The 10,377-nt window shown below is 70.9% G+C and carries 11 protein-coding genes and 3 pseudogenes; 7 read left to right on the plus strand and 7 right to left on the minus strand.

The annotated features are described in order from the left end of the window. Positions 1–47 precede the first annotated feature (47 nt). The gene (ylqF, locus tag IDM45_RS17250; RefSeq protein WP_209422283.1) at positions 48–998 is read left to right on the plus strand and encodes a ribosome biogenesis GTPase YlqF; all 951 of its coding nucleotides are present in this window, start codon (positions 48–50) and stop codon (positions 996–998) included. A gap of 101 nt (positions 999–1,099) precedes the next feature. Here the strand turns inward: ylqF and IDM45_RS17255 are convergent, their stop codons facing one another. The 5 genes from IDM45_RS17255 to IDM45_RS17275 all read right to left on the minus strand — a co-directional run bounded on the left by IDM45_RS17255 (position 1,100) and on the right by IDM45_RS17275 (position 4,494). Beyond that, positions 1,100–1,909 carry a hypothetical protein gene (locus tag IDM45_RS17255; RefSeq protein ID WP_209423925.1) on the minus strand — a complete coding sequence of 270 codons (810 nt, stop codon included), beginning with the start codon at positions 1,907–1,909 and terminating at the stop codon, positions 1,100–1,102. A 238-nt stretch (positions 1,910–2,147) separates the two neighbouring features. Then, entirely contained in the window at positions 2,148–2,324 is a 177-nt protein-coding gene (locus tag IDM45_RS17260; protein ID WP_209423926.1) for a hypothetical protein, read from the minus strand. After that, positions 2,276–2,518, minus strand: coding sequence for a hypothetical protein (locus tag IDM45_RS17265; RefSeq protein ID WP_209423927.1), 243 nt, complete (start codon positions 2,516–2,518; stop codon positions 2,276–2,278). The genes IDM45_RS17260 and IDM45_RS17265 overlap by 49 nt, the downstream gene beginning before the upstream one ends. Positions 2,519–3,216: 698 nt before the next feature. Continuing rightward, positions 3,217–3,486, minus strand: coding sequence for a hypothetical protein (locus tag IDM45_RS17270; protein WP_209422281.1), 270 nt, complete (start codon positions 3,484–3,486; stop codon positions 3,217–3,219). A 219-nt stretch (positions 3,487–3,705) separates the two neighbouring features. Continuing rightward, on the minus strand, positions 3,706–4,494 hold the full coding sequence (locus IDM45_RS17275) for a pseudouridine synthase (RefSeq protein WP_209422280.1): 789 nt from the start codon (positions 4,492–4,494) through the stop codon (positions 3,706–3,708). Positions 4,495–4,699: 205 nt separating this feature from the next. Here IDM45_RS17275 and IDM45_RS17280 point away from each other — a divergent pair, with 205 nt between their 5' ends. The 3 genes from IDM45_RS17280 (at position 4,700) to IDM45_RS17290 (ending at position 7,145) form a co-directional block, all read left to right on the plus strand. After that, complete coding sequence (locus IDM45_RS17280; RefSeq protein WP_209422279.1) at positions 4,700–4,975, plus strand: hypothetical protein; 276 nt, start codon at positions 4,700–4,702, stop codon at positions 4,973–4,975. A gap of 113 nt (positions 4,976–5,088) precedes the next feature. Then, complete coding sequence (locus IDM45_RS17285; RefSeq protein ID WP_209422278.1) at positions 5,089–6,021, plus strand: DHH family phosphoesterase; 933 nt, start codon at positions 5,089–5,091, stop codon at positions 6,019–6,021. Between the two features lie 122 nt (positions 6,022–6,143). Beyond that, complete coding sequence (locus IDM45_RS17290) at positions 6,144–7,145, plus strand: diaminopimelate dehydrogenase (protein WP_209422277.1); 1,002 nt, start codon at positions 6,144–6,146, stop codon at positions 7,143–7,145. A 67-nt stretch (positions 7,146–7,212) separates the two neighbouring features. Here IDM45_RS17290 and IDM45_RS17295 read toward each other — a convergent pair whose 3' ends face one another. Next, positions 7,213–7,644, minus strand: a complete 432-nt coding sequence (locus IDM45_RS17295; RefSeq protein ID WP_209422276.1) for a thermonuclease family protein — start codon at positions 7,642–7,644, stop codon at positions 7,213–7,215. 321 nt (positions 7,645–7,965) lie between these two features. Between IDM45_RS17295 and rarD the strand changes: the two are divergent. After that, positions 7,966–8,790, plus strand: a pseudogene (rarD, locus tag IDM45_RS17300) (EamA family transporter RarD). Between the two features lie 33 nt (positions 8,791–8,823). Here rarD and IDM45_RS17305 read toward each other — a convergent pair. Next, positions 8,824–9,404, minus strand: a pseudogene (locus IDM45_RS17305) (pseudouridine synthase); the annotation flags it as partial. A gap of 77 nt (positions 9,405–9,481) precedes the next feature. Here IDM45_RS17305 and IDM45_RS17310 point away from each other — a divergent pair. Together IDM45_RS17310 and IDM45_RS17315 are read left to right on the plus strand one after the other, a co-directional pair. Beyond that, on the plus strand, positions 9,482–9,619 hold the full coding sequence (locus tag IDM45_RS17310; protein ID WP_209423929.1) for a hypothetical protein: 138 nt from the start codon (positions 9,482–9,484) through the stop codon (positions 9,617–9,619). A 99-nt stretch (positions 9,620–9,718) separates the two neighbouring features. Then, positions 9,719–10,377, plus strand: a pseudogene (locus tag IDM45_RS17315) (lyase family protein); the annotation flags it as partial.

Consider the following 10,377-nt stretch of genomic DNA (forward strand, 5'->3'; position numbering starts at 1 on the left):
TGGCAGTTAAGCTTGCGGGCTTTGCTCCTGTCTGAGAAAGCCTGCCCATGTCCATCCAGTGGTTCCCCGGTCACATGCACCTGACGCGCAAGGCGATCGGCCAGCGCATCAAGGACATCGACGTCGTGATCGAGCTGCTGGATGCGCGCCTGCCGGCCTCCAGCGCCAACCCGCTGCTGGCCGAGTTGACCGAGGGCCGGCCCACGCTCAAGGTGCTCAACAAGCAGGATCTGGCCGATGCCGCGCGCACGCCGGCCTGGCTGGACTGGTACAACGCCCGCCCCGGCACGCGCGCCATTGCGCTCGACGCTTCGGACACGGCCCCGGCGCGCCGGCTGATCGAGGGCTGCCGGCAATTGGCGCCCACGCGCCGGGGCATGGCGCGGCCCATGCGCGTGCTGATCGTGGGCGTGCCCAATGTCGGCAAGTCCACGCTGATCAACACCCTGTCGGCCCGGCGCGAGGCCAGGACTGGCGACGAGGCCGGCATCACCCGGCAGGAGCAGCGCATCGTGCTGGACGATGACTTCTACCTCTGGGACACGCCCGGGATGCTGTGGCCGCGCATCGTCGTGCCCGAAAGCGGCGAGCGCCTGGCTGCCAGCGGCGCCGTGGGGCGCAACGCCTATGACGAGGAGGAGGTGGCCATGGCGCTGCTGGCCTACCTCAAGCAGCACTACGCCGCCTTGCTGGTGGCGCGCTACAAGCTGGCCCGGCCCGAAGCCGAGATCGCTGCGCTGCACGACGATGAGCTGCTGGATTTGATCGCACGCAAGCGCGGCGCGGTCATGAGCGGCGGGCGGCTGAACCTGCAAAAGGCCGCCGAGATCGTGCTGACCGACCTGCGCAGCGGCAGCATCGGGCGCGTGACGCTGGAGACGCCGGACGAATATGCCGCCTGGCTGGCGGCTGCACACGAGCGCGAGGCCGAGCGCGCCGAGCGCCGCGCCGAGCAGCGCAAGCGCGACGAACGCCGGGCGCGCCGCACGGGCGAGTGAGGCGCGGGCGCGGCGCTGCCGCCGTGCCCCCGAAGCCTGGGCAGGGCCGCAGGGCGTGCTCGCGCGCAGGGGTGTGGTGCGTTATGCGTCGGACGCGCGGATCACCACGCCAGCGCCGTGCCGGCATCGTCCCAAAATAGGATGCGGCGCACCTCCTGATAGCGCGAGGTGGCGGGCGCCAGCGCATCCGGGGCGGCGCGCTTGCGCAGCAGGACGACATGGCCGGCCTGGGTGCCGACGGCCAGCAGGCCGCCATCGTCCGGTGCCAGCGCCAGGCAGGTCGGCGTTGCCCCCAGGTGGTGGCGCCACAGCGTCTGCCCAGCGGCGCCGTGACCCGCCAGGTCGCCGCCGGCATCGGCCTGCAGCACCACGTCGTGCCAGGTGGCCCGGGTGGTGGCTGGCGGGGCGGGCGGCGGCTCGTCCACCGGGGCGATGTCCAACCCCTGCGCCGCGATGCGCCAGCACGGCGGCCACTGCCGGGATGCGTCCGGCTGCAGCCAGCACAGCAACGCCCCATCAGCCTGCCAGCGCAGCGCCTGCACACGCAGGCCGTGGCGCGCTGCGTGGGCGGCATAGGCGGCCGGGGCGAAGACGAAGCGCTGGTGCAGGCGTTCGCTCAGGCCGGCGTCGCCCAGCGCCTGGATGCGACGGCGCAGCCGCAGTACGGAAGCGGCCTGCAAGGGGGTGCGGGTGTCGCGCACAGCGGGAGCTGGCGGCCCGGGCGGCTCCTGTGGCGCCGGCGGCTGCGGCGGCTGCGGCGCTGCCGCTGCTGCAGCACCTGCTGCGCCGTCTGCTGCATCGCTTGCCGCGTCATCTGCCGCCGCAATCCGATCCGCCTGCCCGGCCCAGCGGGCGCGCACGGCGGCGGCGTAGCTGCGCCCGGCCTCCTGCCAGACGCGCGACAAGGCCATGATCTGCGGGCCGAGCACCTCCGCATCGCTGGCGTGCGGCGGCAGGGGCGGCAGCAGCGCCGGCTCCAGGGGGTGGGCGCCAGCGTGTCCAGGCCGGCGTGCAGGCGCTGCTCCTGCTGGGCCTGATCGGCCAGCAGGCGCTGCTCGACCTCGGTGAACAGGGCGCACAGTTGCTGCAGGTGCAGCGCGGCATCGGCAGGCAGGGGCGTGCGCACCTGGCTCTGGCGCTGGCTGTAGCTCAGCGCCAGCCCGGGCGGGTGGGCTGTGCGGAGGGTAGCGGTGCGTCGTCCGCCAGCACTTCGATCTGGTAGCTGGCGTGGGCGTCGTCCTCGGCGTCGCCGGGGCGCTCCTGGCCGTTGCGCCAGCTCAGCTTGAGAGCCGCGCCCTGGCGCCGGCCACCATGCCAGCCGGGCACGCGCGCCCTGCCCAGGTGTCGTCCAGCCACAGGCCGGCGCGCTCGGGGTCGCTCCAGTCGTTGAGGCGGTCGGTGAACAGGGGCAATTGCACCAGCGCCATGACGCGCTCGGGCGTCAGGCTGGCGTGCAGCCGGGCGCGCAGCAGCCGACCGCTGCGGCGCTCGTGTTCGGCAGTGCGCCAGTAGTGCAGCACGAGCTGCCACAGGGGCAGTAGGGCCTGGGCAGCGGTGGTGCCAGGGCAGCAGCGTCCGGGGCCGTGTCGTGGGCGGCAGCGGCAGCGCTGTCCGCCTCCGGCTCCAGCCGGCTCCAGGCGCCGGGCTGGCCGGCTGCGTCGTAGCTGCGCCACTGGCACAGCAGCCCCAGGCGTTGGCGCGCGGCGCTGGCGCCAGGCGCTGCAGCCAATTGCGCGCCCGGCTGATGCCGCCGGCCCCGGATGGCGGCGGCGCGCTGTCGGGCAGGGCCAGCCAGAAGTCGTGCTGCTTCCAGTCGCTGATAAACAGGCCGTCGTGGAAGGCGTCGCCATCCTCGTCCACATGGCTGCGCGTGACCAGGAAGTCCACCTGCTGCCACCAGCCTGCTGCCTTGTGCCGGCTCTTGTCGGGCAGGGCGGCGTGCAGCAGCCAGCGCAATGCCTGCGGGCTGGGGGAGTGTGCGCAAAGAGGCCGGTGCCGGCGTCCGGCGAGGTGGTCTGCTCAGGCGGGGAGGCTGCGGGGGCGGGCATGGGGCATGGTAGCCAACTGCCAACCTGCCCAGGTGTGGTGGCGGATCCGCCTTGCTGCGCCTGCAGAAGATGGCGCGTGGCGCGTTGTGCCAGCGCCCAGCGCCGCCCAGCGCACGACCCAAGACCCCCAGGCGGGCGCTGCCGGCAGTCGTTGCCAGCGGACTAGCGGACTATCGTTGCCCCTGCCGGGCCGGCACGATCTGGCCGGCCTGCACGTATTGCTGGTATTGCGCGTGCGTCAGGGCGGCCTGGCCTGCCGAGTCGTCAGGCGTCGTCCAGCGCACGATCACGCTGTCGGCTGCCGGGTACAGCTCCACCCGGCCCGCCGGGATGGTCAACTGCGGGCCGTCGCCCTCGCGGTAGTGAACCTGGCCGTGAAGGGTGGCGCCGTGGTGGTCGGTCTGGCCGCTCTGGCCGCTTGGGCTGGTCTTTTGCTGCATGGGTGTCCTCCTGGAATGGCGGGCAGGTTTGCCTGCGGCCAGTGTGTCCAGGAGCCGACGCCGCACCAGGGCCGGGCGGCGCCAGCGCCGGTAGGACGCCGCCGTCCGCTCCCGCACGCATCGACAGGCAAGTCGGCAAACAAATCGGCAGGCAAGGGCTGGAAAGGGGATTTTTGACATCTTTTTGGCCTCAAAGCCACGCCAGTCAAGCGCTGGCAGCTATGGTTTCGAGAGTTGACCAGCCTGCCAGGGCAGGCCGGTCAGCAGGTGCTGCCAGTCTTGCAGATGCCCGGGCGCCGTGGCTGCACCCAGCTCGGCACCTGGCCAGCTCAGGCCGCTGCTGATGACCAGGGGCTGGCCGGTCACCGGGTGCGCCAGGCTGAGTTGCCAGGCGTGCAGCCACAGCCGGGACTGCCCCAGCCGCGCCGCCCACCAGCGGTTCAGCGGCCCCTTGCCGTGGGTGGCGTCGCCGATGATGGGGTGGGCGATGTGCTTGAGGTGGCGCCGGATCTGGTGGCGCCGGCCCGTGCCCGGCTCGGCCAGCACCAGCGATGCGCGCGTGCTGGCGAAGCGTGCATCGCTGGCCTCGGGCAGCTCCAGCCGCGCCAGGCACGACAGGCGGGTGTGGGCTGGCTGCGCTGCGGCATCGGGCGCGGCGTCGTGCGGGCGCAGGGCGTGATCCACCTCGGCACGCGCCGGCGCCCAGCCACGCACCAGGGCCAGGTAGCGCTTGTCCACGGCCTGCGCGGCAAAGGCTTCGGCCAGGGCGCGGGCGGCCTGGGCGTGCAGCGCCATGAGCAGCACCCCGCAAGTGCCCTTGTCCAGGCGGTGTGCCGGATGGACGCGCTGGCCGAGCTGGTCACGCAGCGTCTGCAGCACGAAGCGCGTCTCGCCGGCATCCAGCCCGGTGCGGTGTACCAGCCAGCCGGCGGGCTTGTGGACGGCCACCAGGTGCTCGTCGCGCCACAGAATGGGTAGGGGCGAGGGCGCGCAGGAGGCTTCTTGCATGGGTTTTTCTGGGCGCATTCTTCGGCTGTGGGTGGGATGGGCAGGGCGGGGCAAGCGTAATCGAGCCGCTGGCGCGCCATTCCTACAGCGCCAGGGCATGGGCGATGGCGTGCGCGGCACCGCGCGCAGCCTACGGTGGCGTCCTGGGTTGCCGACCCCGGGCGGTGCGCGGTGCGCCGCCCGCATCCTGTAAGGAACAGCCGACATGAACTCCTCCGACCTGCGCGAGACCATGAGCAACGTCATCGCCTACGACGATGCGCGCGAGAGCGCTCCGCTGGAGCACGAAATCACCCTGCTGACCGGCGTCGGCCTGATCGCCTGCGCCTTCTTCACGCCCTCGCGCACTCGCGCTGTGCTGCACGCCGTCGTCGGGGGCGCGCTGCTGCTGCGCTCGGCCAGCGGGCGCGATGGGATGCGCAAATGGGCGCGCCCGCAGCGCGAGGCCAAGCCGCGCAGCCGGATACTGGTCACGCCCTGAGTCCCGGCCCTGGTGGGGCGGCGACCGCAGCCGCCACAGCCACCCCGCTGCTGTCCAGGAATTTTTTTCCGGACAGCTGGCGCGCATTGTGCGCTGCAGCACAATGTGTACCGATGACTGCCACTCTGCGCTCCACCCGGCTGCCGCTGTCCCTGCTGCTGGCTCCTTGCCCTGACGATCCCGCACCGCTGGTGCTCTACCACGGGCGCTGCGCCGACGGCTTTGCCGCCGCGCTGGCGGCCTGGCGCTTCTATGGCGGGCGCGCCGAGTGCGTCGGCCTGACGCATGGCCAGGTGCAGTCGCTGCAGGATTTGCCGCCACTGGCCGGTCGCTTTGTCTATGTGCTGGACTTTGCCTTTGGCCCCGAACTGCTGGCTGCCATAGCCGCCCAGGCGGCGCGGCTGGTGCTGCTGGATCACCACAAGAGTGCCGCCGAGCAGTTGGCCGGCTTCGAGTGCCGCTGCGGCGCCGTGCATTTCGACATGGACAAGTCCGGTGCGCGCCTGGCCTGGGACTACTTTTTTCCCGAACAGCCCCTGCCCGATCTGGTGCGCTTCGTCGAGGATCGCGACCTGTGGCACTGGCGCCATGAGCAGACGGCGGGCTTCGTCGCCGCGCTCGATCTGGAACCGTTCGACTTTGCGCGCTGGAGCGAGATCGCCGATTTCTCTGCCCGGCAGGTGCAGGACTTCGTGGCGCGCGGGCGGGCCATGGACGAGAAATTCCGCCACTTGGCGCAGGACGTGGCACGCGCCGCCCAGCCGCTGGTCTTCAACGGCCAGGCCGGCCTGATGGTCAATGCGCCGGGGGCCTTCCACAGTCTGGTGGGCGAGATCGTCTCGCAGCGCAGCGGCAGCTTTGCCCTGATGTGGACGGTGGCCGAGGACGGTCAGGTCAAGGTCGGCCTGCGTTCGCAGCGCGGCTACGACTGCTCGCCGTTGGCGGTGAGCATGGGCGGCGGCGGCCACGCCCAGGCCTGCGGCTTTCGCCTGCCTGCGGCGCGCCTGCCGGAGCTGCTGTCCGGGCGTTTTCAGGCGGTTTCATGAGTGAAAAAGCACTCAAACCCTTGCCAGGAAAGCGTAAGCAGCTATCATTTTTGATAAGAAAAATCGTCCCTTCATAGTCTCTTGTCCGTTTCTTGCTTCCCTTCCACTGAAAGACATCCACCATGGATCAGCACCCCAGCACGCAACCCATCCGCATCGGCATCGTCGGCTACGGCAATCTGGGCCGTGGCGTCGAGGCGGCGATTGCCCGCAACCCCGACATGCGCGTGGCCGGCATCTACACCCGGCGCGCGCCGGCGCAACTGAAAGTCCAGGGCGCGGACGTGCCCGTGCATCACATGGACGAGCTGGCCGGCCACCAGGGCCAGCTCGATGTGCTGATCCTGTGCGGCGGCTCCAAGGACGACCTGCCCGAGCAAAGCCCGCAGCTGGCGGCGCGCTTCAACCTGGTGGACAGCTTCGACACCCATGCGCGCATCCCCGAGCACTTTGCCGCCGTCGATGCCGCCGCGCGCGCTGGCCAGACCACGGCGCTGATCTCCGCCGGCTGGGATCCGGGCATGTTCTCGCTCAACCGCCTAATGGGCGAGGCGCTGCTGCCCGAGGGCGCCACCTACACCTTCTGGGGCAAGGGCCTGAGCCAGGGCCACTCGGACGCCATCCGCCGCGTGCCTGGAGTGGCCGGCGGCGTGCAATACACCATTCCCATCGAGGCGGCGGTGCAGCAGGTGCGCAGCGGCACGCGGCCCGAGCTGACCACGCGCGAAAAGCACCGCCGCGAGTGCTTCGTCGTGCTCGCTGATGGGGCCGACGCCGAGGCCGTGCGCCGCCAGATCGTCGAGATGCCGCACTACTTCGACCAATACGACACCACGGTGAACTTCATCAGCGCCGAGGAGTTGGCGCGCGAGCATTCGACCATGCCGCACGGCGGCTTCGTGATCCGCAGCGGCAACACCTCGGACGGCGTGCAGCAGGTCATCGAGTACGGCCTGACGCTGGGCAGCAACCCGGAGTTCACGGCCAGCGTGCTGGTGGCCTATGCGCGCGCCGTACACCGGCTGCACGCCGCCGGCCAGCACGGCTGCAAGACGGTGTTCGACGTGCCCCCGGGCCTGCTGTCGCCGCGCAGCGCAGCCGAGCTGCGCGCCGATTTGCTCTGAGCGCGCCATTGCCTGGGGAAGGGTGAGCGATGAGTGTTTTGCATGAAAACCCGCCCGACGCCCAACGCTACCGCTTGGCCGGGTAGCGGCGCCGGTAGTCCCACGGCGCCATGGGCCTGGCCTGCGACCACAGGCCGATCCGCGCAGCCTGGGCGCGCGCCTGCAGGGCGGCCAGATCGCGGTATTGCGCCGGCTGGCGCGTGGACAGCCAGGCCAGGCCGGCGGCGACCTGCGCTGTGGCCACGTCCTGCCCGGCGCAGCGCACCCGCGCCAGGTGCCGGCCATAGGCGTCGCGCCCCAGGGTATGGAGTTCAGCGCGCTGGCGAAAGCACAGGCGCTTCAGGTTCTCGCGCGCCTGTCGGCCAAAGGCCTGGCGCAGCTCCGGCGCATCGATGGCGACGATGCGCACGCGCTCGGGGCGGCGCGCGGCGCAGCGCACCGTGAGGGTGTCGCCATCGCTCACGGCGATGACCAGGCACAGCAGGGCGGCGGTGGACATGTGAGGAAGTGGTGGTGCGTCCGGCGGTTTTGCGTCCGGCGTCTTGCGCGCCATGCAGGCGCACAGCGCGGATGCTGCCGGCAGCGGCACTGCGGATTGTGCGGCCTGATAATCCGCGCTTGCCTGGCTGCAGCGGCTCCGGCACCAGTCCCCGGCGCCGGCTGCACGCGCCCTTGCCAGGCTGGGCGCTGCCGTCCAGTTGCTGTCATGCGTGCCCGGGCGTTTTTTCCCGGGCGTGTCTTTTCTCCCCTCCCAAGCTCGTCTGCCCCCGTGATCAAAGGTCTGGCCGCGTCCATCGCGGCATCCGTGCTGTTTGGCGCCATGTACTACGTGGCGCCTTTTCTTGCGCCGCTCGACGGCGAGCAGATTTTTGGCTGGCGCGTGCTGGCCACGCTACCCTTCACCACGCGCTGCTGCTGGGCCTGCGCCAGTGGTCGCGCGTGCGCCTGCTAGCGCTGCGCGTGCGCCGCCAGCCGCTGCTGGCGCTGGGCCTGCTGGCCAGCGCCGCCATGCTGGGCGTGCAGCTGTGGCTGTTCCTGTGGGCGCCGCTGCACGGGCGGGCGCTGCCGGTGTCGCTGGGCTATTTTTTGCTGCCGCTGGTCATGGTGCTGGCCGGGCGGCTGCTGTTTGCCGAGCGGCTGTCGGCCTTGCAGTGGACGGCAGCAGCCCTGGCCGGCGCTGGCGTGGCGCACGAGGTGCTGCGCGCCAGCGGCATGCCTGGGAGACCTGGCTGGTCGCCCTGGCTACACGCTGTATTTCGTCATGCGCCGGTGGCTGCGCACCGACCACCTGGGCGGGCACTGGCTGGACATGCTGCTGCTGGCTCCGGCGGCGCTGTGGTTCGTGCTGCGTGCGCCGGCCTCCACTGCGCTGGTGGCCGCCAATGTCCACCTGTGGGCATGGTGCCGGTGCTGGCCTGGTCAGCGCCGTGCGCTGGCGCTGTACATGGCGGCGGCGCGCATGTTGCCGTTGGCGCTGTTCGGCCTGCTCAGCTATGTCGAGCCGGTGCTGCTGGCCCTGGTGGCGCTGGCGCTGGGCGAGAGCATCGCGCCGGCGCAGTGGCCTACCTACGGCCCGATCTTTGCGGCCGTGGCACTGCTGGTGCTCGACGGCGCGCTGCAGTTGCGCCGGGTGCGGCTGCGCTGAAGGCTGGCCGGGGCAGCGCGGTGGCAGGGGCGCATCGGCCCAGCGGCCCGGCTCCAGGCCGTCCAGGCGGTAGGGGCCGATGGCCACGCGCACCAGGCGCAGCGTCGGGTGGCCGACGGCGGCGCTCATGCGCCGCACCTGGCGGTTGCGCCCTTCGTGGATGGTGAGCTCGATCCAGCAGTCGGGGATGCTCTGGCGCACGCGGATGGGCGGCTCGCGCGCGCAGGGCCGGGGGTGGCTCCAGCCGGCGCGCCTGGCCGGCAGGGTGGGGCCGTCATTCAATTGCACGCCGGCGCGCAGCTGCTGCAGTGCCGCCTCGTCGGGCAGGCCCTCGACCTGCACCCAGTAGGTCTTGGCCATCCTGTGGCGCGGGTCGCTGATGCGCGCCTGCAGCCGCCATCGTCGGTCAGCAGCAGCAGGCCTTCGCTGTCGGCGTCCAGCCGCCCGGCCACGTGTACGCGCGGCACGTCGATGAAGTCCTTCAGCCCGCGCCAGCGCCCTTCGGCGGTGAACTGGCTGAGCACGCCCCAGGGCTTGTGAAAGCGCAACAGGCGGGGTGGGGAGGGGAGGTCATGCAGAAAAACCCAAAAAGACAAGGATGCCGGCGCCAACATGCGCCAGCGCATGTCCAGGTTATGCGCTCAAGTGATGACTTCATGCGCGTCCTGTGCATTGGGTCATAATCGCGCCCATGCCCTGTGCAGCCGTGCCCATCGCGCACTACGCCGACAGGGCATTTTCACAGGTGCTGGAGCGCGCACACCGCGCCGTCAGTCCCGTGCGCAGCCCCGGCAGCGCCCAAGAGGCGCACGCCTGCTGCCATGCCTGAAACATTTTCCGCTGGCGTCCGCTGGCGCCCGGCCCCCTGGCTAGTGGCGCAGCGGCCCGGCTTGCCGCTTCATCATCTTCAACCGCTGAATTTTCGACCATGCGCCAAGAACAGGACTTCCTCGGCTCCAAGACCATCCCGCCCGACGCCTACTGGGCGTACACACGGCGCGCGCCGTGGAGAACTTCCCCATCACTGGCCACAGCGTGGCGCAGATGCCCGAGCTGATCCGCGCCTTCGCCTTCGTCAAGAAGGCCGCCGCCCAGGCCAACTTGCAACTGGGCGCACTGAACCAGCAGCAGGCCGACGCCATCTCGCGCGCCTGCGACGACCTGATCGCCGGCCAGCTGCACGAGCAGTTCGTGACCGACGTGATCCAGGCGGTGCCGGCACCTCGACCAACATGAACGCCAACGAGGTCATCGCCAACCGCGCGCTGGAGCATCTGGGCCTGGAGCGTGGCCGCTACGACGTGATCCACCCCAACGACCACGTCAACGCCTCGCAAAGCACCAACGACACCTATCCGACGGCGGTCAAGATGGCCACCTGGTTCGGCATCCAGACGCTGCTGGCGTCGCTGGCCAGCCTGCGCGCGCCTTCGAGGCCAAGGCGCGCGAGTTCGCCCCCATCCTGAAGATCGCCCGCACCCAGTTGCAGGATGCCGTGCCCATGACGCTGGGCCAGGAGTCGAGGCTTTCGCCAGCATGATTGCCGACGATGAGCGCCGCCTGCGCGATTCGGCCAGCCTGATGTGC

This window comes from Melaminivora jejuensis (assembly GCF_017811175.1).
In the GTDB taxonomy this organism is placed as follows: Bacteria; Pseudomonadota; Gammaproteobacteria; order Burkholderiales; family Burkholderiaceae_C; genus Melaminivora; species Melaminivora jejuensis.

What these genes read in the sequence shown, in the direction of transcription:
- ylqF (WP_209422283.1), top strand. Translation starts at nt 48, where the DNA reads ATGTCCATCCAGTGGTTCCCCGGTCACATGCACCTGACGCGCAAGGCG.
- IDM45_RS17255 (WP_209423925.1), bottom strand. Translation starts at nt 1,909, where the DNA reads ATGGCCTTGTCGCGCGTCTGGCAGGAGGCCGGGCGCAGCTACGCCGCC.
- IDM45_RS17270 (WP_209422281.1), bottom strand. Translation starts at nt 3,486, where the DNA reads ATGCAGCAAAAGACCAGCCCAAGCGGCCAGAGCGGCCAGACCGACCAC.
- IDM45_RS17275 (WP_209422280.1), bottom strand. Translation starts at nt 4,494, where the DNA reads ATGCAAGAAGCCTCCTGCGCGCCCTCGCCCCTACCCATTCTGTGGCGC.
- IDM45_RS17280 (WP_209422279.1), top strand. Translation starts at nt 4,700, where the DNA reads ATGAACTCCTCCGACCTGCGCGAGACCATGAGCAACGTCATCGCCTAC.
- IDM45_RS17285 (WP_209422278.1), top strand. Translation starts at nt 5,089, where the DNA reads ATGACTGCCACTCTGCGCTCCACCCGGCTGCCGCTGTCCCTGCTGCTG.
- IDM45_RS17290 (WP_209422277.1), top strand. Translation starts at nt 6,144, where the DNA reads ATGGATCAGCACCCCAGCACGCAACCCATCCGCATCGGCATCGTCGGC.
- IDM45_RS17295 (WP_209422276.1), bottom strand. Translation starts at nt 7,644, where the DNA reads ATGTCCACCGCCGCCCTGCTGTGCCTGGTCATCGCCGTGAGCGATGGC.
- IDM45_RS17310 (WP_209423929.1), top strand. Translation starts at nt 9,482, where the DNA reads ATGCCCTGTGCAGCCGTGCCCATCGCGCACTACGCCGACAGGGCATTT.